The following is a 23,067-nucleotide window of genomic DNA, read 5'->3' on the forward strand; positions in this document are numbered from 1 at the left end:
ATGCGGCGTCAGAGCATGTACGTCGAGTTCACGATCGCGCCCTTGCGCGTGTAATAGATCACGCAGTCCTGGATGTCGAGGGGGTGGGCGGGGATGACGCCCTCGATCAGGTCCTCCTCGCGCAGGCCGTGCAGCGACAGGCCGAACCGGCAGACGTAGACCTTCCCGCCCTCCTTGATGAAGGTCTCGATCTGCGCGTTGATGTTGTGCTCGCCGGCGAACGCCGAGTCGCCGGTGTGCGGGAAGCCCCGGGTGGCCATGCAGTTCATGGCGCCGGGACCATAGAAATAGATGACTGTTTCGAAGCCTTTGCGCAGGGCCCGGGTCGCCTGCAGGATGGCCACGTAGGTCACCGAGGACTCGTGCGCGATGCCGTGGATGAGCGTGAGGTAGGACTCGCCGTTCTCGGCCTGGAAATCGGGGAACAGCTTCGTCGAGCCGTACAGGTTGCTCCCCGGGGGGAGCGACGGGTGTGGCACCTCGGTGAGGCTCTGGCGCTCCAGCTCCGTCAGCTCCATTAGTGCTCCTGTCCTGATCTGGTCCTGGTCTGGCCTGGAGTGATCGACTACTGCATCTTCGCCTGGATGGGCTACTTCAAGTAGTCGTCGGGTGTGGTCGTCCTGTCCGCTTTCGGAAGTAGAGGTCCTGGAAGTTCTCCGACAGGACCCTGCGCGCGAGCTCCGGGTCGTCGATCGCGGCGGTGAGCCGCGCGAGCTCGCCGGGGTGGTCGCTCCACGGCTCGTCACTGGCGAAGAGCAGCCGGTCGTGGCCGAAGCCGCGGCGGGCGACCTCCGCCGCGTACCAGCGGGGCGCGAAGCCGACCGCCCAGCTCGCGTCGGTGTAGACCCGCCGGCCGGCCGCGATCCAGTCGAAGAACCGCCCACCGATCAGCTTGATGTGCCCGCTCACGCCTCCGCCCAGGTGCACCAGATGCACGGCGACCCGATCGGCGTACTCGTCGACCAGCCGACCCATCCGGTCGACGTCGGCCGGGCCGCCGGGCGAGGTGTGGACATGAACGACGAGGTCGTGGGCGGCCGCGACCGCGAAGATCCGATCGAGCCGCCCCTGGCACGCCGGGTCGTCCGCGTCCCCGCCGAGCAGGAAGCTGAGCTTGAGCGCGGCGACGCCGGGTTCGCCGGCGAGCGCGAGCGCCCGCTCGGTGGCCGCCGTGTCCCGTACCAGCGGTGACACCCACAGGCCGGCGAGGATCCGCTCGTCCGCCTGGGCTGCCTCCACGCACAGCTCGTTCAGCCCGAACGGGACCGACGGGTCGGGCACGCCGTAGTTCGGGATCACCAGCGCCGCGGACGTGCCCTCGGAGTCCAGGTCGGCGCGCAGCTCGGCGATGGTGGCGCGGGCACCGACCGTGGGTAGGACCGCTGGCCCGCCGTAATAGGGATGGGCCGGCAGCACACCGAGATGTCGATGCCCATCGTGTACGTCCGGTCGCGGCACGGTGGCAGTGAAGCACCCTGGTGTTTCCCGTGTGTGGCCAACGTGACAATCCGGTCGCATCACTGGCTCCTTTGGTCCTCGCGTTGCCGGAAACTGGTCCTCGGATGACCCCTCTGGGTAGTCGGAGCGCTGTTTCCGTCCGCTCGATGTGATCTTTCCGTTGATCGTCCCGTCCGCCCCCTCATCGTTGGAGCAAGCTGGAAACATGCGGTACGCGGTGATGGCAGACCTGCATGGGAAGCGCAAGGCACTGCGCCGGGTCCTCGCGGCCGCCGACAAGGTCGGGGTCGACGAGGTGGTGTGCCTTGGGGACTACCTGGAGGCGAAGGTGCCCTGGCGCAGGCACGACCCGGCCCGGTTCTGGCCACTCGACGAGGTCGTCGATCCCGACCCCGAGCTGTGGGCCGACCTTGTCGCCGTGCGGCGCATCCTGGGGAACCAGGAGGAGCGGATCCGGGACCTGCTCACCCCCGAGCAGACGCCGGACCTGCTCGCGCCGCTGCTCTCCGGGCAGTCGATGACCCACATCGACTGCGCGCTGGGGATGCACGGGCACCAGATCGGCTGGAGTCACGACGAGGTCTCGGATTCCTACCTGCCCCGCGTCGAGGACGTGCCGGCGGTTCCGCTCATCCTGGTCGGGCACACGCACCGGCGAGCGGTGTTCGAGATCCGCTGGGATGCCGAAGTGGGTGACGGAGGCGCCCACGCGCCCGCGCCCGGGGCCTGGCGGGAGGATGAGCCCGAGGTGGATGAGCGGGTCGGGTCGGTCAGGTCCGTCCCGGTGGTCTCCGGTGTACCGGTACCGGTTCCCACCCGGGCGGTCGGCGGGCGTGGGCTGGTGACAACGGTCGTCAACGTGGGCCCGGCGATCGGTCGGCCCAGCAACTGGCTCTTCTTCGACGCGGATCGCGGCGAGATCGTTTTCGAGGAGGCCTGAGGCCCAGGCCCCTGGGCGCCAGACCGAAGGCTCTGGCTGGACGGCTCGACGGCTCGACGAGGCCCTGACACGGTGTCCAGTTGCACAGGATCACCCCTCCATGTCGTTGGTCCCACAGGGTGGGGACTTTGGTCCTGTCGCGTCTGACATCTGGGGGTCGTAAGGTGGATATACGTCCCGGCGAGACCCGCGCAAACCCTACGTTCCCCCCGTACGTCAGGAGTTGCTCGGCCCGCCGGGGCTTCTTCCTTTTCCGGCTCCGACGCGTGACCTGCGCCCGCCTTGGAACCGAAACAAGCCCACAACATCGCTGAAACGTGTCGATGAATGGCACATCCGGTGGGCTGGTGGTGCGAGAACCGCCGAGTGGCCATCTGGCGCGCGGGTCGATTCTCCTGGTCGAGTTCATCCGGTTCGCCCATGGTGAGCTGCTGCACTGATCCCGGCCTTCACGTGAGGGTGCTCTTTTCCTGACACGGATGACCGCTGTCGGCTGTGATAGCCGCGGACGGCGATAGCGGGCATGCCGATCGCTGCGGCCAGTACGACATGTGCACTGGTTCGGTCGCCCGTTCCGCTTGCAGGATCGAGTCGGTATCAGCTCGGTATCGCCGCGGCGGGGAGGCCGGAACGGTGACGATCGTCGTGTGTACGACACCGATCGGGCGAACCCATTCGGTGACCTACCATCATCATGATGATGACGATACGAATGCGGTCGACCCCGGTTGGGCAGCACTCGGCCGGCGTTGGCCTTCGTTCGTCGCATAGGCAATATGTGTCGTCGCTTTGGGTTGGAATTGCGTCGGGGGTGGAGCTCACCTGCGAGGCGTGGTCGAGGGTCACTCGGCTGGGCTATGAAAGTCGTGGCGGGTGCCGCTCACGGGGTCTGTAGCCTTCCAACAGCAAGGTGGGGGCAAATACACGCGATCCGGGCGGGTCGGACCTTTGGTTTTGATCAGTCGGATGGTCTGGTTTCGCGACGTTGCGAGCCGGCCTGGGGGCGAGCCGGTAGCGTGCAGAGCCGATCGCATTGCGTATGCGGTCGGTTACAGGCAGCTGGCCTTGTTGACCTAGGGGGTGAACTGGTGCAGGTCCCCGCGGCGCGCATCGTGTTCTCGCAGGAAGACCGTGCGGAGGTCGCGTCAGTCGCGGCCGAGGTACTCACGACCGGCGCAATGACTCTTGGCAGGCAGACCCAACAATTCGAGGCGGCCTTCGCCGCGGCACACGGTGCTCCGTACGCCGTCGCAGTGAACAGTGGAACGGCCGCGCTTGAGATCATCCTCAGAAGCGTCGACGTGGACGGATTCGACGTCGTCGTGCCGACGAACACCTTTGCGGCCACTGCTTTCGCCGTCCTGCGGGCGGGCGGAACCCCCATCTTCGCCGATGTGAGTGCGGACACGTTCGCGTTGAGCCCCCAGACCGTCCTGGCCGCGGTGACCCCGCGAACGAAGGCGGTGGTCGTCGTGCACATCGGTGGGCTGATTCCGCCGGACATTGACGAACTGCGAGCTGTTCTCGATGAGCGTGGGATCGTGCTCGTCGAGGATGCGGCGCACGCGCACGGATCAAGCCTCGCCGGCCGGTGCGCCGGTTCCTTCGGAGTCGCCGGATCGTTCTCCTTCTATCCGACCAAGCTGATTACAAGCGGTGAGGGCGGAATGGTCGTCACCGCGGACGAGCGCCTGCGTGACGAGGCTCTCGTCTATCGGGACCAGGGCAAGGCCGGATTTCTCGGCAACATCCATATCAGGCAGGGATACGCCTGGCGGATGAGTGAGGTACACGCGGCGACCGGTCGGGTGCATCTGCGTCACCTCGACCGGTTCCTGGGCCACCGGCGTGGCGTCGCTGCCTGCTACGACCTGGCGATCGACGAGATGGGGGTGGACCGGCCGCGTGCGGTCGAGGGCGGAGCGACCAACTACTACAAGTATCCGGTCCTTCTTCCGCCGGGTGCTGATCGTGCCCGGGTGAAGTTGGAGCTGCGAGATGGTCACGGAGTTTCTCTTGCAGGCGAGGTGTACGAGGTTCCGCTACACCGGCAACCGGTCTTCGAAAAGTTCGCGCGGTCCGGTCTGCCGGTGGCCGAGGACATCTGTGCCCGGCACGTGTGCCTCCCGCTGCATTCCGACATGACCGAGGCGGAGGTCGAGCACGTCATCGCGTCTTTCCGCACGGTTGTGCGCGCTCTGGAACTGGACGGGGCGGCGCGATGAGGATCGCCGTCACCGGAGGCTCCGGCTTCATCGGCGGTCACGTCGTCGATCGTCTGCTGGACGCCGGCCACGAGGTCCTGTCCCTTGATCTGGCCACCTGCTCCCGGCCGGATCCGCGCGCGGTCTACCGCGAGATCGACGTGCTGGATCTCGAGGCGCTGACCGACGCGTTCGCCGGTGTCGAGGTCGTCTTTCACATCGCCGGCATGTCCAACGTCGACTTCGCCTTCGCGGACCCGGTGCGCACGGTCCGCCTCAACGTCGAGGGCACCGGCAAGGTCTGCGAGGCGGCCCGGCACGCCGGTGTCAGGCGCGTCATCTTCGCCAGCACCGTCTGGGTCTACGGAGCCGCGGCCGACCCCGTCGACCTGGCCGACGTCTCGGACCCGTCAGGCGGCCGAATCCCGCCGCCCTCGCCGCATTCCGACGGCCCGGAACCCGACCCGCTCACCGAGGACGCCCAGATCGTGCTCGCCCGCGCCGGGCATGTCTACACCTCGACCAAGCTGGCGGCCGAACTGCTGCTGCAGAGCTATCTGCAGACCTACGGGCTCGCGTTCACGATCCTGCGGTACGGCATCCCCTACGGCCCCGGTATGCGCGACGAGCTGGTCCTCGCCAGATTCGTCAACAACGCGATGGCCGGCCGCCCGCTGACCGTCGCGGGTGACGGCAGGCAGTTCCGGAAGTACGTCTACGTTCGTGATCTCGCGGATGCGCACGTGCTCGCGCTCGCGGATGCCGCGGAGAACACGACGATCGCGCTCGAGGGCAACGAGCGGGTGAGTGTGCTGGAGATGGCGCAGGCCGTCCAGGCGTACTTCCCGTCGGTGGCGATCGAGCGCATTCCCGCCCGGCCGGGGGACTTCCGTGGCCGGGAGATCTCCGCGCAACGTGCGGCGGACCTTCTCGGCTGGCGGCCGACAACGCCGTTCCGGGACGGGGTTCGGCAGTACATCGAGTGGTATCAGGCAAACCGGCAGCCACCTGCGGCGGCTGCGCCATCCGTCGGGGATCTCGGCGTCTCCGCGGCCTCATCGGAGTGAGCGTGACGAAGATGGACGAGATCAGCGGAACTGTGAACGAGACCCTTGCGGAAAGCGGGGCCGAGTCGCGGAGAGGCAACGTGCTGTTGCTCTCCGGCTCACTTGGAATGGGCCACGACGTGATGGCGGAGGCCTGCACGACCTCGCTGGAACGCCGCGGGTTCACCACCCGCACGGCGGACAGCCTGCGGATGACCGATGGCCGTAACGGTGCGCTGGGGCAGAACGTCTTCCGTGGCCTGATCGCCATTCCCGGTGTCTACGACGCGCTACATTTCTCCCAGCTCCGCACCGGAGGCCGCGTGGCCCGCGCGATCGAGCAGACGTCCAGCAGGTTTCTGGTGCCGCGCCTGCGTGAGGACCTGCAGGCCCAGCCGGTGGACATGGTCATCTCGATTTTCGCCTCCGCGGCGGCGGCGGTCAGCCGGCTCAAGCCGGAGTTCCCGGGCCTGGTTACCGCTGTGTTCTCCTCCGACTGCTGCGTGCACCGGATCTGGGTTCAGGAGAACACCGACCTGTTCCTCGTGACATCCCAGACGGCTGCCCGCTACGTGCGCAGGTTCTCGCCGCAGGCGCGGGTCGCCGTGGTGCCGACACCGGTGCGGACGCCCTTCTACGACCCGCCGACCCAGGAGGAGGCCCGGGGCAGTCTCGGTATTCCGCTGGAGAGCCGGTGCGTGCTGCTCATGTCCGGTTCCTGGGGCCTGGGCCCGCTGGTGGAGGCGGCCGAGGCGCTTGCCGCCGCCGGTGTCTGGGTCCTCGCGGTCGCCGGGCGTAACGAGAAGCTCGCCGGCCAGCTCGCCGCGCTCGCGGAACGCGACCACCGGGTGATCCCGTTTGGATTTACCAACCGCATTCCTGAACTGATGGCTGCCAGTAATCTTGTGGTCACCTCTTCGGGAGACACTTGCAGTGAGGCCCGTGTGATCGGGCGCGATCTGCTGCTGATGGACGTCGTGCCCGGGCACGGGCGGGACAACCTCCAGAAGGAGCTCGACCGCGGTCACGCCGAGGTGACGAGTACGGATTCGCTGTCCCTGACCCGGTCGGCGTTGGCCTGCCTGGATCGGGTCAAGCCGCCCTCGGAGCGCGTTGTCGGCACCCCCCAGGCGTGGGAGCAGGCATTCGGTGCGGCTCTTGCACAGGTGGGCCTGGGCGCCAACTGGTGAGGCAGCGAGTTACCCGAGTCGGGGTGACCTACCCCGGCTCGGATGCCGTCATAGGCGGATGGGACGCTGCGGGGGTGAGCCGAGCATGAACACGGCGCTCGTTGTCGGGCTGCCCACAACCGTCGTCTCCGCGGCCCTGTATGGGGTCGCTCCGCTGATTCAGGCGATGGCCGCGCGCAGGGAGGAGGCCGGAACCGGGCTTGGCCTGGGGCTTCTTGCGCGTCTCGCGACCCGTCCGCTGTGGCTGGTCGGCCTTGCCGTCGAGGCAGGGTCGTTCCTGCTGGAGGTCTACGCGCTGTCTGTGGCACCGGTCGCCCTGGTGGCGCCGGTCATGGCGCTCGACATGATCGTGTTCACCCTGCTGGCCCGCCGGCTTCTGGGGGAGCACATCAGCCGAGGCGGCTGGAGCGGGGTGGGCCTTATGGTGGTCGGCGTCGTGCTGCTGGCCTACGCGTTCCAGCATCACGCCGAGGTCGGAAGTCCCGCGGGCAATGATGTGCTGCTCGCGTTCCTGGTGCTGGGGTTGATCTTCTCGTTGCTGTGTGCCTTCGGCGCGAACCTGGCCTCCGCCCGACAACAGATCGCGGGCGCGGCGCTGGGCTTCGGGCTGGCGGCCGGGGTCAGCTACGCCATCGCGACGTTGGCCACCCGGCAGATCGGCCTGGCGGTGAACGAACGCCGCAACGGTGACTCCACGTTGATCGATCTGCTGTCGACGCCCACGCCGTATCTCCTGGTGCTCTTCTCCGTGCTGGCGCTCGGGCTGGAGCAACGAGGCCTGCAGGGGCGTGCCGCGGTGATCGCCTTTCCGGTGACCAGCGGGGTCTCGGCCTTTCTACCGGTGACGCTCGGGCTGACCCTGTTCGACGAGCCCGCGCCGGACGGCCCGCGCCTGATCGCGTTCGTCATCTCGCTGGTCCTGGTCGCGGCTGGTATCGCCGCGCTCGGCCGGGACCGCTCGGCTGCCAACCGGTCGATCGAGGATGAGGAGGCGCTGGCAGACGGGCCGACGGACGAGACGCATTCGGGTGGCACGCATCCAGGTGGCACGTACCCGGGCGGCGACGCGCGTTCCGGGGGTCGGCACTCGGCCGAGACCGTCGTGGGAGCCGGTGCCAGCTACGGCTCGATGGGGGGCGAGGGCGGCTACCGGCGTTTCGACGGCACCGATGAGGACGACGAGGGGTGGCCGGGATCGGCGTCGCCGGACGGCCCCCGCCTCGGCGGCAGTGGTTCGGCACCGCGGGGCGCCCAGGGACGGGGCCCCGAAGCAGGTTCCGGTGACCGGTTCGGACTTGTTCGCGACCCATTGCGGAGTGCGCAGGGCTGAGTAAAGATGGATTTTGTGTTTGAAATGTTCGGCGGCTCGGTCGCGTCTGATGGCTCGGTCGTGTCTGGTGGTTCTGTCGTGTCTGGCGGTTCTGTCGGTCGGTGAGAGCCGCACTCGGCCGGGATTGGTGGGTCGCATGTATGCGGACGGCTCGGGGTTCGGCAATCCTGGCCACCAGGAGCAGGGATATCAGGTCGTCTCCGTCAGCCTGCCGAGCGACCTGCTGGACGTCGTGTTGCGCCGGGTGGGTCCGAACGGGCTGTCGGCGTATGTCACGCAGGCCCTGTGGCGGCAGGAGCCGCGGGCGTCCCTGATTGATTTCCACCGCTGGACCGCGGCGCTCGGCCGAGTGGCGCTGGAGCAGGATCAGGCTCGGGCCGAGCCGCCTGCCCTGCACTGACTCGCTGCCACCGCAGTGGCGTGGACGGCCGGGCGCCCGGGCGATCGGGGGGTGAACCCGGGCGGCCGGCCACGACGACTATCTCACGCACGGCATCTGGAGAGTTACCAAGAGTTTCTGAAAGTGTGCATCGCGTGAGCGGCTCTACGGATAGAGCTGCATTCGCGGCGGCTCGCCCCTTCTGATCTGGTATGGCGCCGCGATGGTTCCGCGGTGCCGGCCCCTGCGCTGTTGGCCTTCAGGAACCGGCACCCGGTGTGCGGCGACACGCGACGGGCTCCCGCGCCTCAGAGCCCCAGCGCTTCGGAGCCCAGTGCCGTGGTGCCCTGGTGGGCGCCGACGGTGGGCGTGAAGCGATCGATGGCCTTGCGGACCCGGGAGTTGGCCTGTGCGAAGCTGATCTTCCCGTCGACGTAGGCGGCGAGGGCTGTGCGCCGCACCCGCTCCACACGTGGATCGGGCAGAGGAGTGTTCAGCAGGTTGGTCGTGGCGGTGGCCACGGCAATCACCTCCCGGTACCAGGGGAACAGGCGGACTACTACGAAAACCGCGGCGGAGTGGACACCCCGATCGACCGGACCCGGACTCACCGGAACCCGGTGGAGACGCGACTACGGCGGCGCGAGGCGGTGGGCGGACGGCCCGGACCGCGCGCCGCTACGAGGAAAAGGGCGTGACGGTCTGGCTAGCGCCGCAGTCGGGCCGGTGCGCGTTCGGTGGCCTTCACGGGATCGCTCCTCCGCTACGAGATGGGCGCCGTGGTGGAGCTGAGCCCATCGAGCGGAGCCCATCCTCAACGCTACATAGCCGCAACATTTGTCACCTTCAGTCAATGATGACCGGGTGAACATCTACAGAGTGCGTGACGGTGGCCGGTTACGCAAGAGGCGATGAACGACCGGCTGCGTCCTCGTGGCGGTGTTGCCCGGTGCGGGACACTCCGGCCTCAGCCAGCCCGGGCACCCGCGTGCGATGCAGGTCGAAGCGGCGGTTTCCGCGGGGCCGGCTGCCGGCGGGCCGTCGGCAGCCGCGAACCGCCGGGGCCGTCGAGGTACCGGCCGGTGTGCCCGTCGCCGGTCGGGCGTCGGGCGAGCGCTCCTCAGGGGCGGTTGATGGTCGTGACTGTGCGTAGGGCCGGCGGGTCGTCGAACTGGCCGTCCCGGACGCCGGCGAGGAAGGCGCCCCATTCGGCGCCGCTGAAGAGGAGGATCGCGCCGAGGGGAGCCTTCGAGTCGCGGACGGCGACGCCGCCGTCGATGTGCGCCACCTCCACGCACATCCCACCCTCGCCTCCGCTGTGGCGGCTCCTGATCCATTCCAGCGTCGCCGGGTCCGCCACTGTCGGTTTTCTGGACGTATTCACCGAAAATCCTCCGAAGCGTCAGAAATCAGGACCAAGGAGTCCGCCGGGCTCAGTGCGGACGCCATCAGATGATCGAGCCTGACTCTATAGCGGCGAATTTCGGAAGGGCGTTCGAGGTAGAGGCTTCCAGCCCCTTTCTCTATATAGACCACATCGTGATCCGTCTCATCCGCAAAGCTCAGAACGGAGAACGTGCTGCCCAGCCCGGCATGTGCCCCGACAGCGAAGGGAAGTACCTGAACGGTGACATTCGGGAGCTCGGCCGCCTGCGCAACCTGCTGAAGCTGGCGGTTCATGGTGATGGTCCCGCCCACCGGCCGCCGGAGCACGGCTTCGTCGAGAATGACCCAGAGCCGGGGTGGGTTCTCGTCGCGCAGCCGTGACTGCCGGTCAAGCCTGAGTGCCACCCGGCGTGCGATCTCGTCGTCGGAGGCCTCCGGCAGGCTTGCCCGCATCACCGCCCGTGCATAGTCCGCGGTCTGGAGCAGGCCGTGGACCAACTGCGGCTCGTAGACGCTGATCGAGGAGGCATCGGCCTCCAGGCCGATGTAGACCTCGAACCAGGCGGGGACGACATCCTGGTAGGCCTGCCACCAGCCGTGCCGCCGGGACTCGCGGGCAAGGGCGAGCAACGCGGCGCGGTGCTCGCCGTCAGGAACCCCGTACAGCGCCAGCAGGTCGGCGACATCCCTGGTGCGTACGGGGATGCGCCCGTTCTCCAGTCGGCTGATCTTGGACGTGGAGCAGCGCAGTGCTTCGCAGGCCTGCTCGACCTCGATGCCCGCGGTCTCCCGCAGCCGGCGCAGTTCCGCGCCGAGCCGACGACGGCGCACGGTCGGACCGCTGTTCCTCGCTGTCACCGCGCCCTCCTGGGGTACTTGTCCGCGATGCCCACTGAGTGGAGATCCTCGGGACGCATTTCGTCACGCATCCACAAACTGATCGCATAGATAGTGCGCAATCTGTAGCGAAACCATCACACAAGACCTTGCATATGCGTGGTGCAAGCTCCATGCTGCAGAAGCGGTGCTCACCTTGAGTGGCGAAATCCAGCTCCTGGGTGAGATGTTGTCGATGAATAGACCTACCAAGGGGAGCGTCGGTGCTGGTCGGGACGGCTTGGGTAGCCACGGCTCGACGCGGCCCCGGGCGGCCCGGGTACCTCGTGCGCTTCGGCTGCCCCGACTGGCCGGTGCAGCCGTCCGGGTGGGCTGGTGCAGGGGTCCGCCACTCTGATCGTCTCAGCGATCGCGGCGTGTGTCCGCCGGTGCGGGCATCCCAGCAGAACTGGAGTCCCGTTGAATCGTTATTCGCGTACCGCATCCGGCTGTGGCAGACGAGTCCGGCCGGCGATGCCACGGCCGGTGGAGGGCGGCGATATCGACCCATCGTCGATGTTCGGGGTGATTCTCCTGTCCGGGGGTGCGCGTCGCGCGCGGCGGATCGTCCTGGCCTTTGACTCCGCATCCGAAGCGGATGCGTTCGCGGTCGAGAACCACTACGTGGACTACCTGGTCGCGCCGTTGTCCTTCCTGTCGCCGACCGGTGTCCGTGGGCTTCGGTGAAATGCGTGGTGAAACCGCCCGAACGGCGGGGAGAAGCGAGGGTGATCAATGATGATCCGACGATTCCTGGTTTTTGACGGCGACGGCGAGCTCGTCGGCACCTTCGCCGGCTGGGAGGACGCTCATACCTGGGCGCACCTGCGGTCCGCCGAATCGGCGACCGTCGGCCCGATCCAGGTGGAGGACCGTGCCGAGCGCCGCACCTGGACGGTGAGCGCGGACCACTGCCGGCTGACGGTCTGGCGGCGCCAGGTCGAGTACGGCTACTGCCTGCCGCCCTCGCCGGCACCGGTACCGCCGTCGACCTTCGTGCCACCGTCGGCGCCGCCCCCGGGCACGGTCAGCCCACGTCCGCGTAACCGGCTGCGCCGGCAGGTCACGGCCTCCTGAGCACCGCCGTGCGGGGCGCCGTCGTTCGGATCAACGCCATTCGGATCAACGCCGTACGGATCCGCGCCGTACGGATCCGCGCCGTACGGATCCGCGCAGTGCGGATCGCCCCAGCCACGCCGTGAGCGGGACAGGCGCCGCCAGCAGAACAGGAGCAGCGACGCCAACAGGCCGAGCGCCGCCACGAAATAGCTGTTCGCGCAGGCGGTCTGCCAGGCGTTGTGCGTGAACTCGACGTTGTCGCCCCGAGGCACCCACCAGATCGGTGCGAGGGCAGCCAGGGCGTAGCCGGTCAGCGCCGCGGCCCGGCCCCAGGGCGGTCTGGCCGGGTCGGTGAACAGGCAGAGCAGGAGCGGCACCAGCCAGACCCAGTGATGGCTCCAGGAGACCGGTGAGACGAGCAGCCCGGTCAGGGCGCAGGTCGAGGCGCCCAGCAACGGCTGACCGGTGCGGCACAGGAACACCGCGGCGGCCAGCCCGGCGACGAGTAACAGCCCCGCGATCGGCAGGTAGAGGGGCTGTGCCTGGTCCTGGCCTGCCAGCAGGCGTGACAGCACACCCAGCAGCGACTGGTTCCCGACGTACGGGACGCCGCCCACGTGGTCCGCGTCCAGCATGGTGTGCGTCCAGAACGTGGTCGAGGGGCCGGCGCTTACAGCGAACCCGACCGCCACGGTGACGCAGAACGCGGCCGTGCCCGTCACGGCGTCACGCCACCTGCCGACGCACAGCAGGTACGGAAGGAAGATGAGGGGCGTCAGTTTGATCCCGGCGGCGATGCCCACCAGGGTGCCGCGCGGGAGGAGCCGAAGCCGACCGAAGAGATCAATCATGATCATGAGTGCGAGGATCGTGTTGATCTGACCAAAGCTGAAGGTGTTACGAACAGGTTCGAGCAGTAGCGCGAAACCGGCGACAGCCCCGTGGGTCAGGATCCGTCCGCGCCGATCCGACCTGGGCTGGGGTCGCACCGCCTCGTTCGACACCGCGTCCATCGACACCGCGTCCATCGACACCGCGTCCATCGACACCGCGTCCATCGACACCGCGCCGAAGAAGTAGAGGCTGACCAGCAGGGCGGTGGTCCACAGAGTCTGGGCGACCCACGGCGGCGGAAGCGAGATCGGCGCGAAGAGAGCGGCGGCGAAAGGCGTGTAGGTGAACGGGAGCCCGGAATCGGGCTGCAGCCGCGCATAGGGATCCGCGCCGTCGAGGACCGCGGCGCCGCCCAGGCGGTAGACCGCGAGGTCCACCAGCCTGCTTGTCACGGCGAAGTAGAGGAAAGCGCTGGTGAAGACGAGTCCGAGCGCGATCCCGACGACGCGAAACGCAATCCGGGGCTGGATCCGCCGCAGAGTTCCCGGCAATGCGTCTTCCACGGCTGGCCCCCCGGTCAGTGGGCCGCGTGAATCTCACGGCGCACCTGTCGGGGTCGCTACGGCGACCTTCGGGCACACTCGCTGCCGGGTGGATCCCGGTCAGGCCCCAAGGAACTGTATTCCCCGAAATGGCCGGTGGGTGTGGCGGGGTCCGCTATGAGCCGCTGGAGGTTTCCGGCGTCGAAATGCCAACGACAGGACGCGGGGAAGGCAACGGCCGACAACTGTTCGTGGTGCAACTATTCCGGCTGACCGCCCGGTCGGTCGGTCGAGGCCGTCGTAGCGGACCCGACGGCCACGTGAGATAGAAGGTGACGCCGAGCCAACTCACGAAGACGGGCCGGCTGAAGCTGAGCCCGACGTCGCGGAGCAGGGCGTCCAGTGGCTCGGAACCGAGGTCGATCGGCAGGAACCTGACATTTTCCGGCACCGGAATTCCGGCCGCGGCCAGTCGCGCGATTTTCCAGCGCTGGGTGGCGGCAAATTTATTTCAATGATCCGGCGGGGTGTGTCGCGATTGGTTGCGGCGGGTCGGGGTGTTCAGCGGGCCGAGTGGTGATCGTCCAGCTGCTGCAGGAGGCGGACAAGCTCCGCGCGTTCGGCTGAGGTGAGTGGCGCGAGCAGCTCCTCCTGGGACTCGTCGACGAGTCGGTCCAGGGTGCTCAGGTGGTCGCGTCCGGCGGGGGTGATCGTGACGATGTTGCGGCGGCGGTCGGCGGGGTCGGGGGTCCGTTCGACGTATCGGGCGTCAGCCAGGCCGCCGAGCACCGCGACCATGTCGCTGCGGTGGATGCCGGTGCGTTCGCTCAGTGCCGCCTGGCTCGCCGGGCCGCTGTCGCGCAGCGTGACCAGCGCCGAGTAGTGCCACCGGGTCGCGCCGGCCGTGGCGAGATGGGCGTTCGAGATCCGCTCCGCGTGCAGCGCGCCGCGGCCGAGGAGCCGGCTGGTCAGCGACCGCAGGCGCGCGGGGACGGCGGCGGGGTTGATCGGCGCGTGGTGGTCGTGCTCCGGCATGGACCGCATCCTAGGCCCTTGCGTTTGTGTTCCCAACGATTTATCGTTCGTGACACAAACGTTAGTCAGGCGAACGGATATGGACGATGACGATCGAGCGGACGATGACGATCGAGCCTTTTCGGATCGACGTACCTCAGAGCGACCTCGACGACCTGCACGCCCGCCTCGACCGCACCCGCTGGCCCGACGAGCTGCCAGGCGTCGGCGACGAGTTCGGCGTGGCGCTGGGCAGGGTGCGGGAGCTGGCCGACCACTGGCGCCACCGGTACGACTGGCGTGCCGCGGAAGCCGAGCTGAACAGCTACCCGCAGTTCGTCACCGAGATCGATGGCCAGCGAATCCACTTCCTGCACGTGCGCAGCCCGCGGCCGGATGCGCTCGGCCTGGTGCTCACGCACGGCTGGCCCGGGTCGATCGTGGAGTTCCTCGACGTGATCGAGCCGCTGTCGGCCGACTTCCACGTGGTCGTCCCGTCGATTCCAGGCTGGGGCTTCTCCGGCCCCACCCACGAGCGCGGCTGGGATGTCGACCGGGTGGCGCGGGCCTGGGCCGAGCTGATGCGCCGGCTGGGATATCAGCGCTACGGCGCCCACGGTGGTGACTGGGGCTCGGCGATCTCCCGGGCGCTGTCTGCCCACGACGCCGAGCACGTCGTCGGTATTCACCTCAACTACCTGCCGACCCCGGCGGTTCCCGGCGACCCGGACCGTACCGAGCTCACCCCACAGGACCAGGAGCGGCTCAGGCAGACCGAGGCCTACCTGCGGGCCCAGCCCGGCGTCCGGCAGATCAACGGCACCCGGCCGCAGACAGTGGCCTACGCGATCAACGACTCGCCGGTCGGTCTGCTCGCCTGGCTGCTCGACGTGATGACGATGTGGGCGGCGGAGGATTTCCCGATCAGCGATGACCGGGTGCTCACCAACGTGACGCTGTTCTGGCTGACCGGCACCGGCGGCACCGCGCCGCGCCTGCACCGGGAAACCAGCGGCCCGCCGTCGTGGAGGACCGTCCAACCGGTGGGTGTCCTCGTCCTGCCCGAGGACATCACCCGCTCGGTCCGGCCGTACGCCGAGCGCCGGCTGCCGATCACCCACTGGACGGAGGCCGACCGCGGCGGTCACTTCCCCGGGCTCGAGGTGCCTGAACTGCTCGCGGCCGACATCCGGGACTTCTTCCTGAGCCTGTGAACGCCTCCTGAGCCTGTGAACGCCGCCGTCGTCAGGCGGGTACCCGGCCAGGCGGGCATCCTGATCAGGCGGCCACGGCACCCGACGGGACGTGTGGGATGGCCGAAGCCGGATCAACACCCGCGAACGCCAGCCCGATGACGAAACCGGCGACCTCCTCGAGCTGACGCGCCCGGCTGAGCGGCCCCAGCACCGCCGGCACGCCACCGACATCCCGGACGAGATCGCTGGTGATCCGCAGCGCCGTCTCGTCGTCGCCGCATATCGCCACCGTCGGCCCCGGGGCGCCGCCGCTGTCGTCGCCGCCGCCGTTGCCGCGAGCGCGCGTCCACTGGTCGGCCGGGAAGAGATGGAACGCCTTCACGACGTGCGCTCCGGGGGCCGCCGCGGCGATCTGGCCGGCCGCGCCGCCAGGGTGTGCGGGAAGCAGGACACCGACGCCGTGCTCCACCGCGTTGGTCGGGTCGATCAGCGGAGTTCCCGCAAGCTGGCCGTCGGCGGCGCCGGCGCTGCGCAGGACGTCCTCGACGCCCTCCCACAGCACGGCGAGCAGCACAGCGTCACGTCCCGTGGCGGCCTCCCGCGGGGTGCCCGCCCGGGTCGGCCCGCCCAGGCGCTCGGCGAGTGCGTCCGCCTTCGCACGGGACCGACCGCCGATCACCAGCTCGTGCCCGGCCTGGACCCAGCCTCGCCCCAGGCCCTCGGCCAGACCGCCCGTCCCCAGAATCCCGATTCGCATGCTCTCCGGTCCCTCTCGTCCGCTCTCGCGTTTCGCGCTCTGCGCGGAAACGCACGTCGAAAACGAACGCTAGGGATCCGTCACGCACCGATCGGTGCGTGCGAATCCTGCGACGATGTAGGGGATGAGCGAGCACGGGAACCACTGCGAGCGGCTGATCGTGGACTGCCGGCTGCGGGCCGCGACCGAGCTTTTCGCCCACACCTGGGACCCGGTCGTGCTGGCGGCGCTGCAGTCGGGCGCCTGCCGGCGCCGCGAGCTGCGCGCCGCGATCGGTGGGATCAGCGACAAGGTCCTGACCGAGGCGTTGCGTCGGCTGTGCGCGCACGGCCTGGCGGAGCGCCGCGCCTTCGCGCAGGCCCCGCCGCGGGTCGAATACGCGTTGACACCGCTGGGGCGCAGCCTCGTGGAAGGGCCTATGCGGGCGCTGGCGGCCTGGATAACCGAACACGGCGACCAGCTGCTGGAGGCTCAGGAAGGCACGGCCGAACTGCGACCCAGCGGAAGCTGACGCCAGCCCTCGCCTGGCAATCGGCAAGAGCGAAGAATTTTGGTCGTCGGAACGACAAAAATCCTTCATTCTTGCGACTTGTCAAACCGGGTCGCCGAACCAGCAGGCTCTCGGAGGTCCGCCCGTCGACTACCGATCTTGACCGGTGTCATTCTGTGACCGGCTCGCCACCGCCACCGATGCGACGTGTCGGACGCCGGCCCCGAGACCGCGGCGGACGGCGAGCTCCACCGGGGAGTAGGCGCCGTCGGTGCGCTCCAGGTCGAGCAGGCCTGCCGGGTCGAGCGGCGGCTGGGCGAGGAAACGCGGCACGGCCCCGCGGTGCCGTTGCGCAGCGTGGATGAGGAACGGATGGCACAGGTAGACGTCGCCGGCCTGACCCGTCGCGAGAGCCGTCGGGCGGTCGGGGCTGTCGAGCCTGCCGGCCGCGTCCATCTCCCGGCACAGCTCCAGGCCGTCCCGGCCCTGGTCGCCGGCGGGCGCGAGGAAGGGCGGGACGTCGAGATGGGATCCGGCCTTGATGCGGGTCGGGGCGTCGTCGGGGCCGACATCGGAGAACAGGAACAGCATCAGCAGCGCGCGGCCACGTGATCTGATGTTCAGCCAGGGCCAGGTCGCACCGTGCGGAAGATAGCCGCCGTCCATGTGCCAGCCGGTGTCACCAGGGTCGTCGGCGTGGGGGAACCGGATCGGGAAGGTACCCAGGCCGGTGCGGGGCAGCCACCGCCCGGCCCCCACGAGCTGGTCGTAGGCGCTGCGCAGCCGTGCTGTGTTGGCGGCCTCGTGGAACGGCCTACCGGCGCTTCCGCCGAGGCGGATGACGGGTCTCGTCCAGGTCGCTGGGTCGTCGGGGTCAAGGCCGGTCATCCGCCACAGCATCGACCGGCCCTCGTCGGCCAACGTTCGCGGGAACGCCTCGGGCACCCGGACGAACCCGTCGTCCACGAAGCTCTGAACCTCACCCTCCGTCAGCGTCGGTGCCGCGGTCACCATGCACCACCTCCGCCCGAGACGATCGCCGACCGGTCTCGATCGCTCAAACGAATTTCGCCACCGAGCCTCTCGTGGCTCTTCGTGCCCGAAGGTCGACGGATCCGCGTCATCGGATCCGCGTCATCGGGTCCCGGGTGGACGCAGACCGTCGAACACGACGGTGAGCGTTCGAGTGCGCAGGTCCTGGTCCCAGTCACCGCGCAGGGCCGCCTGACAGACGGCGGTGAGGAGCGCAAGCACCTCCGGTACGCGGACGTCGGCCCGCACGGCGCCGACCTGCTGGGCGCGGGTGAGGAGCGCCTCGATCGGTTGCCGCAGCGCGTGGACGGGCTTGGCCACCGGCAGATCGATGCCGGAGGTGGCGAGGAGGTCGACGACGGTCTTCTTCGCCGCCGCCTGCTCGACCATGCCCGTGAAGAAGGTGAACAGACTGGTGGCGGGATCACCTTCGGCGACCAGGGCCTCGACTTCGGTTCCCAGCCGCTCCACAAGATCGCCGACGAGCGCCCCCAGCAGGGCTTCCTTGGTCGGGAAGTGCCGGAAGACGGTGCCGATGGCGACCCCGGCCCGTCGGGCCACCTCCTCGGTCGACGCCGAGGTGCCCTTCTCGGCGAAGACGGCCTCAGCGGCCTCCAGGATGCGTGCTCGGTTACGCCGGGCGTCCGCACGCAGGCCCTGACTCGCCGGCCGGCCGTCTCGATGGGCCGACGATGCGCTGTCTGTGGTCATAAGCGATGTCCCGGGTTGGCGTTGACAACATGAGTCATGACTCACTATATTCTGAGTCTCTACTCATGTTAGCTCGGCGGCTGCCCTGCGCTGCCGGCGGTCGCCCACCACCGAGCTGGAGGGATCGCACGTGGTGTCGCCTTCCGTTGTCCGAAACCCCGGTCCGCGTGCCGCTTATGCTCGATTTCAGGAGATGCTGCTCGGGGATGCCCCTGAAGCGGCCGACGATCTGTATGCCGATGATGTGGTCATCGAGTTTCCGTTCGCCCGTCCGGGCATGCCAAACCGCTTCGAGGGGCGCGAGTCGTTCAAGGCCTTCACCTCGACGCAGAGCGTTGCGTTGCCGGTGCGTTTCGAGGGGTTCCGGAACGTGGTCATTCACGACACGGCCGACCCTGAGGTGATAATTGTGGAGTACGACCTGGCCGGGACAGTGACCACCACCGGCCAGCGGGCGTCACAGCCGTTTCTTCTCGTGCTCAGGGTCCGTGGCGGGCGGATTGTCCACCTTCGCGAATACCAGAATGTCCTCGGTATGGCCGCCGCGCTGGGGCAGCTCCCGGCCCTGTTGGCCAGTATTCGCCCCGAGTCGGTCAACCCCTAGGCTGGGACTGCCCGTTGGGCCAGCGAGGCCAGGTGGTCCAGGGCGCGCATCGCCGTCTCGGCGTCGGTGACGGGAAGCAGGCTGAACAGGATGCGACGGACCCCGAGGGTCGCGACCTTCTCGACGGTCGCCTCGTCGGGATCGGCCAGGGTCGCGATCACCGGCGGCGTGGGCACTCCGGCCCTGTCGTGGCGGGCGGATTGTCCACCTTCGCGAATACCAGTGAGGGTCAAGCGCGACAGCGGAGGCGGTGCCGGATGCGGATCGGTGAGCTGTCACAGCGATCCGGCGCGAGCGTGCGCTCGCTGCGTCATTACGAGCAGCACGGCCTGCTCGTGGCCGACCGTGGCGCGAACGGTTACCGGCATTTCCCGGAGTCCGCGGTGGAGGCAGTTGCCCGGATCCAGGCGCTGCTCGGCGCCGGGCTATCGGTCGCGACGATCCGCCGGGTGCTTCCCTGCACCCTTGACGCGACGCCGAGGATCGTCCCGTGTGCCGAGCTGTCGGCGACACTGCGCCGCGAGCTGGCTCGGCTCGACAGGCAGGCCGCGCAACTCGAGCACGCCCGAGGCATGATCTCGGCGATGCTCACAGCCTGACGCTCCGCGCTCCCGCGTGGTGCACGGTGCGGCACCAGGAAAGCCGGACAGGAAAGCCAGAAGCGGTCGGCTAGGATCGAGGGACGCATCGCGTGTCGGTCACCGGCAGGGTGAGGCATGGAGGTGCTGAGATGCCTCTGGAGGCACTCCACTCATGTCAGTCGAGCTGAACCACACCATCGTCCATGCGCGGGACAAGCGCGAGTCGGCGGAATTTCTCGCGCAGATCCTGGGGCTTGCGGTCGGAGCCGAATGGGGTCCGTTCATCCCGGTTTCCACCAGTAACGGCGTGACTCTCGATTTCGCCACCGTTCCCGACGGTTCCATCACCATGCAGCACTACGCCTTCCTCGTCTCGGACGAGGAGTTCGACGCAGCCTTCGCCCGGATCCAGCGGGCCGGTATCACCTACTATGCGGATCCGCATATGAAGCAGGTGGGTGAGATCAACCATCATCACGGTGGGCGCGGTCTGTACTTCCTCGATCCGTCCGGGCACGGCATGGAGATCATCACCCGCCCCTACGACTTCGCGTCCTGAGACGGGGAGTGCCGGTCTCGTAGCCTCGCCGGGGCTGTGGGAGGGGCGTCGGTTCCGCCCACAGCCCTGTGATCGAACGGCAGAATTTTTCGCCGGGGTGTCGAGAAGTCGGTGCCGGCTCCGTCCCAGGGGCATGAGTGGCCAGGGCAGGCCACCCGACGTACCAGGAGGACGAGAGTGAAGTACCTGCTGCTCAAGCACTACCGTGGCGGCCCGGCCCCCACCTGGGACTGGGCACCGATGGACCAGTGGACGCCGCAGGAGGTCGACGCGCACATCCAGTACATGCGCGACTTCGCGGACCGGCTGAAGGATTCGGGCGAGTTCGTCGGCGAGGCGGCGCTGGCACCCGAAGGCACCTTCGTCCGGTACGACGGTGAGGGGCGACCGCCGGTGACGGACGGACCGTTCGCCGAGACCAAGGATCTCATCGCCGGCTGGATGATCATCGACGTCGATTCCGGGGACCGCGCGCTCCAGCTGGCCGGGGAGCTCTCCGCCGCTCCCGGGCCAGGCGGGAAGCCGATCCACGAGTGGCTCGAGGTCCGCCCGTTCCTCACCGAGCCACCGAAGACGGTCACCGAATAACGGCAGGCGTCGAGTAACGGCAGGCACTGGGTGAACGAGCAGCTGCTGCGGGAGCTCGTGCCCGCGGTGATCGGTGTCCTCGTCCGGCGCGGAGCGGACTTCGCGTCGGCCGAGGACGCCGTGCAGGAGGCCCTGATCCGGGCGCTCGGAACCTGGCCGGACGATCCGCCGCGCGATCCGTTGGCCTGGCTGGTCACGGTCGCCTGGCGCAGGTTCCTCGACGCGGCCCGCGCCGAGGCGTCGCGGCGAGGCCGCGAGCTTGTCGTCGACGCCGAACCACCCGCCGGCCCGGTGGCCGCCGAGGACGACACGCTGCGGCTCTTCTTCCTGTGCGCGCACCCCACCCTGCCGCCCGCCTCGGCCGTCGCCCTGACGCTGCGCGCGGTCGGTGGCCTGACCACCCGGCAGATCGCGGCGGCATACCTCATCCCGGAATCGACCATGGCGCAGCGGATCAGCCGGGCCAAGCGGCGGATCGCCGGGCTGCCGCTCAACCGGCCCGGCGATCTCGCCACCGTGCTGCGGGTGCTCTACCTGGTCTTCAACGAGGGATACAGCGGCGATGTGGACCTCGCGGCCGAGGCGATCCGGCTGACCCGCCAGCTCGCCGCCCTGACCGTGAGCCGGACCCCGACCCCGACCCCGACCCCGACCCCGACCCCGGGCTCGGGCCCGGGCCCGGCCCGGACCCGGGCGGCCGATCCCGAGGTCGCGGGGCTGCTCGCGCTGATGTTGCTGCACCACGCGCGCCGGGCGTCGCGCACCGGCCCAGGAGGCCGCCTGGTGCCGCTCGCCGAACAGGACCGGTCGCGCTGGGACACCGGCCTGATCGCCGAGGGGGTGCGGATCCTGCAGGCCGCGCTGGCCGGCGACCAGCTGGGTGAGTACCAGGCGCAGGCCGCGATCGCCGCCCTGCACGCGGACGCGCCCAGCACCGCCGAGACGGACTGGGTGCAGATCGTCGAGTGGTACGACGAACTGCTGCGCCTCACCGCCAGCCCGGTGGTGCGGCTCAACCGCGCGGTGGCACTCGGCGAGGCCGACGGGCCGCGGGCCGGGCTGGCGGCGCTGGCCGACGTGCGCCCGGACCTGCCCCGCTACGCCGCGGTGACGGCCTACCTGCACGAACGGGCCGGCGACCTCGCCAGCGCCGCCGAGCTGTACGCCGAGGCGTCCCGCACCGCCGTCAGCGTGCCGGAGCGTGACCATCTCATCCGCGAGGCCGCCCGGGTACGGCAACAGCTGCGGCGGTGAGCGCCGGAGATGTTCTCCCCTCCCTCGCCCGGTCGCGTGATCCCTAGCGGGACAGCGGACCTTCGGCGACCTCGGCGAGCTGCTTGGTCACGCTGCCCCAGCCGTCGAAGAAACCGAGCTCCTCGTGACGGGCTCGGGCGGCCGGGTCGCCGTGGCGGACGACAGCCCGGTAGGTCGTGCCGTCTGGATGGTCCGCCAGGATGATCTCCGCGGTCATGGCGACCGGAGCGGGGCTTGTGGGCCGCCAGGCGCTGTCGATCGCGTTCGTGAAGACGATGCGCTCGAGCTCGTCGACGACGAGGAAGGTCGCGTCCATATGCGGGACGAACTCGACCCCGTCGTCGCTGAGCAGGGTCACGAGCCCACCGCCGGGCCGGACGTCCAGACGCTCGACCCGGCACAGGGTCGGCGCGGGTAGCCACCACTTCTCGAAGCGGGACGGGTCCGTCCACGCGCCCCACACGGCGGCCCGGGGGGCGCGGATGACCCGCTCCAGGGTGAGGTCCAGGTCGGGATTCATCGGTTCTCCTCCGGGTCGTCGATGAGGCGTTCGGTGACGGGCTGTTCGGTGACGGGCTGTTCGGTGACGGGCTGTTCGGCGACGAGGTGTTCTGTGGCGAGGTGTTCTGTGACGAGGCGTTCGAGGCGATCGGTGCGTGCCTCCCAGAGCCGGCGCTGCTCGCCGAGCCAGTCGTCGACGAGCGCCAGGCGCTCGCGGTTGAGCACGCAGGTGCGCACCCGGCCCGACTTGACCGTGTGGATCAGGCCGTTCGACTCGAGCGTGCGTACGTGCTTCATGAAAGAGGGAAGGGTCATCGGGAACTCGCGGGCGAGGTCGCCGACGCTCGTCGGTCCCTGGCCGAGGCGCCGGATGACGCCGCGCCGGGTGGGGTCGGCGAGGGCGACGAACACGCCGTCGAGCTCCGCCGAATACTGTGCCATGAAGCTAAGTATTGCCGTGTCGAGATACTTAGCGCAAGGGCAAAGTATTCGATCGGCGTGTCACTCCAGGTCCTGGTGCGGGTGCCAACCGCGTA

Annotated in this window: 27 protein-coding genes and 1 pseudogene; 14 read left to right on the plus strand and 14 right to left on the minus strand. The window is 68.9% G+C overall.

Annotated features, from left to right (window positions below):
• Positions 1-8: 8 nt before the first annotated feature.
• Entirely contained in the window at positions 9-518 is a 510-nt protein-coding gene (locus AWX74_RS27405; RefSeq protein WP_054568510.1) for an MSMEG_0572/Sll0783 family nitrogen starvation response protein, read from the minus strand.
• 76 nt (positions 519-594) lie between these two features.
• Positions 595-1,518, minus strand: a complete 924-nt coding sequence (locus AWX74_RS27410; protein ID WP_207550426.1) for an amidohydrolase family protein — start codon at positions 1,516-1,518, stop codon at positions 595-597.
• Between the two features lie 145 nt (positions 1,519-1,663).
• Between AWX74_RS27410 and AWX74_RS27415 the strand changes: the two genes are divergently transcribed.
• The 6 genes from AWX74_RS27415 to AWX74_RS27440 all read left to right on the plus strand — a co-directional run bounded on the left by AWX74_RS27415 (position 1,664) and on the right by AWX74_RS27440 (position 8,568).
• Entirely contained in the window at positions 1,664-2,398 is a 735-nt protein-coding gene (locus tag AWX74_RS27415) for a metallophosphoesterase family protein (protein ID WP_091282901.1), read from the plus strand.
• A 1,088-nt stretch (positions 2,399-3,486) separates the two neighbouring features.
• A complete protein-coding gene (locus AWX74_RS27420; protein ID WP_091282902.1) occupies positions 3,487-4,623 on the plus strand; it encodes a DegT/DnrJ/EryC1/StrS family aminotransferase in 1,137 nt (378 codons plus the stop codon).
• Positions 4,620-5,669 carry an NAD-dependent epimerase/dehydratase family protein gene (locus tag AWX74_RS27425; RefSeq protein WP_091282904.1) on the plus strand — a complete coding sequence of 350 codons (1,050 nt, stop codon included), beginning with the start codon at positions 4,620-4,622 and terminating at the stop codon, positions 5,667-5,669. Before AWX74_RS27420 ends, AWX74_RS27425 begins: the two co-directional genes overlap by 4 nt.
• A gap of 11 nt (positions 5,670-5,680) precedes the next feature.
• The gene (locus AWX74_RS27430; protein WP_006544133.1) at positions 5,681-6,838 is read left to right on the plus strand and encodes a glycosyltransferase family protein; all 1,158 of its coding nucleotides are present in this window, start codon (positions 5,681-5,683) and stop codon (positions 6,836-6,838) included.
• Between the two features lie 85 nt (positions 6,839-6,923).
• The gene (locus AWX74_RS27435; RefSeq protein ID WP_091282905.1) at positions 6,924-8,168 is read left to right on the plus strand and encodes a hypothetical protein; all 1,245 of its coding nucleotides are present in this window, start codon (positions 6,924-6,926) and stop codon (positions 8,166-8,168) included.
• Between the two features lie 136 nt (positions 8,169-8,304).
• Positions 8,305-8,568 carry a type II toxin-antitoxin system CcdA family antitoxin gene (locus AWX74_RS27440; RefSeq protein WP_091282907.1) on the plus strand — a complete coding sequence of 88 codons (264 nt, stop codon included), beginning with the start codon at positions 8,305-8,307 and terminating at the stop codon, positions 8,566-8,568.
• Positions 8,569-8,855: 287 nt separating this feature from the next.
• On the opposite strand, the gene AWX74_RS27445 is transcribed toward AWX74_RS27440, so the two are convergent.
• The 3 genes from AWX74_RS27445 to AWX74_RS27455 all read right to left on the minus strand — a co-directional run bounded on the left by AWX74_RS27445 (position 8,856) and on the right by AWX74_RS27455 (position 10,791).
• Positions 8,856-9,068, minus strand: a complete 213-nt coding sequence (locus tag AWX74_RS27445; RefSeq protein WP_091282909.1) for a hypothetical protein — start codon at positions 9,066-9,068, stop codon at positions 8,856-8,858.
• 599 nt (positions 9,069-9,667) lie between these two features.
• Positions 9,668-9,931, minus strand: a complete 264-nt coding sequence (locus AWX74_RS27450; RefSeq protein WP_091282911.1) for a DUF397 domain-containing protein — start codon at positions 9,929-9,931, stop codon at positions 9,668-9,670.
• Positions 9,928-10,791, minus strand: coding sequence for a helix-turn-helix domain-containing protein (locus AWX74_RS27455; protein ID WP_091282913.1), 864 nt, complete (start codon positions 10,789-10,791; stop codon positions 9,928-9,930). Before AWX74_RS27455 ends, AWX74_RS27450 begins: the two co-directional genes overlap by 4 nt.
• A gap of 492 nt (positions 10,792-11,283) precedes the next feature.
• Between AWX74_RS27455 and AWX74_RS27460 the strand changes: the two genes are divergently transcribed.
• Positions 11,284-11,496 (plus strand): hypothetical protein, encoded by a 213-nt coding sequence (locus AWX74_RS27460; protein ID WP_091282915.1) that lies wholly within the window; start codon positions 11,284-11,286, stop codon positions 11,494-11,496.
• A gap of 263 nt (positions 11,497-11,759) precedes the next feature.
• Here the strand turns inward: AWX74_RS27460 and AWX74_RS27470 are convergent, their stop codons facing one another.
• From AWX74_RS27470 to AWX74_RS27480, 3 genes and pseudogenes are all read right to left on the minus strand, one after another.
• On the minus strand, positions 11,760-13,265 hold the full coding sequence (locus tag AWX74_RS27470) for a glycosyltransferase 87 family protein (RefSeq protein WP_091282916.1): 1,506 nt from the start codon (positions 13,263-13,265) through the stop codon (positions 11,760-11,762).
• 154 nt (positions 13,266-13,419) lie between these two features.
• Positions 13,420-13,734 (minus strand): annotated as a pseudogene (locus AWX74_RS42650) (class I SAM-dependent methyltransferase); the annotation flags it as partial.
• A 71-nt stretch (positions 13,735-13,805) separates the two neighbouring features.
• Positions 13,806-14,279, minus strand: a complete 474-nt coding sequence (locus AWX74_RS27480) for a MarR family winged helix-turn-helix transcriptional regulator (protein ID WP_091283091.1) — start codon at positions 14,277-14,279, stop codon at positions 13,806-13,808.
• An 86-nt stretch (positions 14,280-14,365) separates the two neighbouring features.
• Here AWX74_RS27480 and AWX74_RS27485 point away from each other — a divergent pair, with 86 nt between their 5' ends.
• A complete protein-coding gene (locus AWX74_RS27485; protein ID WP_479724501.1) occupies positions 14,366-15,472 on the plus strand; it encodes an epoxide hydrolase family protein in 1,107 nt (368 codons plus the stop codon).
• 64 nt (positions 15,473-15,536) lie between these two features.
• Here the strand turns inward: AWX74_RS27485 and AWX74_RS27490 are convergent, their stop codons facing one another.
• The gene (locus tag AWX74_RS27490; RefSeq protein WP_091282920.1) at positions 15,537-16,211 is read right to left on the minus strand and encodes an NADPH-dependent F420 reductase; all 675 of its coding nucleotides are present in this window, start codon (positions 16,209-16,211) and stop codon (positions 15,537-15,539) included.
• A gap of 124 nt (positions 16,212-16,335) precedes the next feature.
• Here AWX74_RS27490 and AWX74_RS27495 point away from each other — a divergent pair, with 124 nt between their 5' ends.
• Positions 16,336-16,722, plus strand: coding sequence for a winged helix-turn-helix transcriptional regulator (locus AWX74_RS27495; RefSeq protein WP_091282922.1), 387 nt, complete (start codon positions 16,336-16,338; stop codon positions 16,720-16,722).
• Between the two features lie 129 nt (positions 16,723-16,851).
• Here AWX74_RS27495 and AWX74_RS27500 read toward each other — a convergent pair whose 3' ends face one another.
• Together AWX74_RS27500 and AWX74_RS27505 are read right to left on the minus strand one after the other, a co-directional pair.
• A complete protein-coding gene (locus AWX74_RS27500; protein ID WP_091282924.1) occupies positions 16,852-17,715 on the minus strand; it encodes a phytanoyl-CoA dioxygenase family protein in 864 nt (287 codons plus the stop codon).
• Between the two features lie 120 nt (positions 17,716-17,835).
• Positions 17,836-18,444, minus strand: a complete 609-nt coding sequence (locus tag AWX74_RS27505; protein WP_091282926.1) for a TetR/AcrR family transcriptional regulator — start codon at positions 18,442-18,444, stop codon at positions 17,836-17,838.
• A 193-nt stretch (positions 18,445-18,637) separates the two neighbouring features.
• Here AWX74_RS27505 and AWX74_RS27510 point away from each other — a divergent pair, with 193 nt between their 5' ends.
• Positions 18,638-19,048, plus strand: a complete 411-nt coding sequence (locus AWX74_RS27510; RefSeq protein WP_165615805.1) for a nuclear transport factor 2 family protein — start codon at positions 18,638-18,640, stop codon at positions 19,046-19,048.
• On the opposite strand, the gene AWX74_RS27515 is transcribed toward AWX74_RS27510, so the two are convergent.
• Positions 19,045-19,224 (minus strand): hypothetical protein, encoded by a 180-nt coding sequence (locus tag AWX74_RS27515; RefSeq protein ID WP_193209767.1) that lies wholly within the window; start codon positions 19,222-19,224, stop codon positions 19,045-19,047. The genes AWX74_RS27510 and AWX74_RS27515 overlap by 4 nt on opposite strands.
• A gap of 81 nt (positions 19,225-19,305) precedes the next feature.
• Between AWX74_RS27515 and AWX74_RS27520 the strand changes: the two genes are divergently transcribed.
• The 4 genes from AWX74_RS27520 (at position 19,306) to AWX74_RS27535 (ending at position 22,030) form a co-directional block, all read left to right on the plus strand.
• The gene (locus AWX74_RS27520; RefSeq protein WP_091282928.1) at positions 19,306-19,647 is read left to right on the plus strand and encodes a MerR family transcriptional regulator; all 342 of its coding nucleotides are present in this window, start codon (positions 19,306-19,308) and stop codon (positions 19,645-19,647) included.
• 154 nt (positions 19,648-19,801) lie between these two features.
• Entirely contained in the window at positions 19,802-20,188 is a 387-nt protein-coding gene (locus AWX74_RS27525; RefSeq protein ID WP_091282930.1) for a VOC family protein, read from the plus strand.
• A gap of 177 nt (positions 20,189-20,365) precedes the next feature.
• Positions 20,366-20,776: a YciI family protein gene (locus AWX74_RS27530; RefSeq protein WP_091282932.1), complete on the plus strand. Its 411-nt coding sequence runs from the start codon at positions 20,366-20,368 to the stop codon at positions 20,774-20,776.
• Positions 20,777-20,806: 30 nt separating this feature from the next.
• The gene (locus AWX74_RS27535; RefSeq protein WP_091282934.1) at positions 20,807-22,030 is read left to right on the plus strand and encodes an RNA polymerase sigma factor; all 1,224 of its coding nucleotides are present in this window, start codon (positions 20,807-20,809) and stop codon (positions 22,028-22,030) included.
• Between the two features lie 43 nt (positions 22,031-22,073).
• Here the strand turns inward: AWX74_RS27535 and AWX74_RS27540 are convergent, their stop codons facing one another.
• Both AWX74_RS27540 and AWX74_RS27545 read right to left on the minus strand, forming a co-directional pair.
• On the minus strand, positions 22,074-22,550 hold the full coding sequence (locus AWX74_RS27540) for an SRPBCC domain-containing protein (protein WP_091282936.1): 477 nt from the start codon (positions 22,548-22,550) through the stop codon (positions 22,074-22,076).
• Positions 22,547-22,972: an ArsR/SmtB family transcription factor gene (locus tag AWX74_RS27545; protein WP_091282938.1), complete on the minus strand. Its 426-nt coding sequence runs from the start codon at positions 22,970-22,972 to the stop codon at positions 22,547-22,549. The genes AWX74_RS27540 and AWX74_RS27545 overlap by 4 nt, the downstream gene beginning before the upstream one ends.
• Between the last annotated feature and the right edge of the window lie 95 nt (positions 22,973-23,067).

Origin of the sequence: Parafrankia irregularis (genome assembly GCF_001536285.1) — a bacterium.
GTDB lineage: Bacteria > Actinomycetota > Actinomycetes > Frankiales > Frankiaceae > Parafrankia > Parafrankia irregularis.

Excerpts from the sequence above, each read along its gene's own strand:
- AWX74_RS27525 (WP_091282930.1), top strand. The coding sequence starts at position 19,802 with ATGTCAGTCGAGCTGAACCACACCATCGTCCATGCGCGGGACAAGCGC.
- AWX74_RS27510 (WP_165615805.1), top strand. The coding sequence starts at position 18,638 with ATGCTGCTCGGGGATGCCCCTGAAGCGGCCGACGATCTGTATGCCGAT.
- AWX74_RS27435 (WP_091282905.1), top strand. The coding sequence starts at position 6,924 with ATGAACACGGCGCTCGTTGTCGGGCTGCCCACAACCGTCGTCTCCGCG.
- AWX74_RS27485 (WP_479724501.1), top strand. The coding sequence starts at position 14,366 with ATGACGATCGAGCGGACGATGACGATCGAGCCTTTTCGGATCGACGTA.
- AWX74_RS27505 (WP_091282926.1), bottom strand. The coding sequence starts at position 18,444 with ATGACCACAGACAGCGCATCGTCGGCCCATCGAGACGGCCGGCCGGCG.
- AWX74_RS27410 (WP_207550426.1), bottom strand. The coding sequence starts at position 1,518 with ATGCGACCGGATTGTCACGTTGGCCACACACGGGAAACACCAGGGTGC.
- AWX74_RS27545 (WP_091282938.1), bottom strand. The coding sequence starts at position 22,972 with ATGGCACAGTATTCGGCGGAGCTCGACGGCGTGTTCGTCGCCCTCGCC.
- AWX74_RS27520 (WP_091282928.1), top strand. The coding sequence starts at position 19,306 with ATGCGGATCGGTGAGCTGTCACAGCGATCCGGCGCGAGCGTGCGCTCG.
- AWX74_RS27540 (WP_091282936.1), bottom strand. The coding sequence starts at position 22,550 with ATGAATCCCGACCTGGACCTCACCCTGGAGCGGGTCATCCGCGCCCCC.
- AWX74_RS27500 (WP_091282924.1), bottom strand. The coding sequence starts at position 17,715 with ATGGTGACCGCGGCACCGACGCTGACGGAGGGTGAGGTTCAGAGCTTC.
- AWX74_RS27490 (WP_091282920.1), bottom strand. The coding sequence starts at position 16,211 with ATGCGAATCGGGATTCTGGGGACGGGCGGTCTGGCCGAGGGCCTGGGG.
- AWX74_RS27480 (WP_091283091.1), bottom strand. The coding sequence starts at position 14,279 with ATGCCGGAGCACGACCACCACGCGCCGATCAACCCCGCCGCCGTCCCC.
- AWX74_RS27460 (WP_091282915.1), top strand. The coding sequence starts at position 11,284 with ATGCCACGGCCGGTGGAGGGCGGCGATATCGACCCATCGTCGATGTTC.
- AWX74_RS27440 (WP_091282907.1), top strand. The coding sequence starts at position 8,305 with ATGTATGCGGACGGCTCGGGGTTCGGCAATCCTGGCCACCAGGAGCAG.
- AWX74_RS27405 (WP_054568510.1), bottom strand. The coding sequence starts at position 518 with ATGGAGCTGACGGAGCTGGAGCGCCAGAGCCTCACCGAGGTGCCACAC.
- AWX74_RS27415 (WP_091282901.1), top strand. The coding sequence starts at position 1,664 with ATGCGGTACGCGGTGATGGCAGACCTGCATGGGAAGCGCAAGGCACTG.
- AWX74_RS27430 (WP_006544133.1), top strand. The coding sequence starts at position 5,681 with ATGGACGAGATCAGCGGAACTGTGAACGAGACCCTTGCGGAAAGCGGG.
- AWX74_RS27495 (WP_091282922.1), top strand. The coding sequence starts at position 16,336 with ATGAGCGAGCACGGGAACCACTGCGAGCGGCTGATCGTGGACTGCCGG.
- AWX74_RS27425 (WP_091282904.1), top strand. The coding sequence starts at position 4,620 with ATGAGGATCGCCGTCACCGGAGGCTCCGGCTTCATCGGCGGTCACGTC.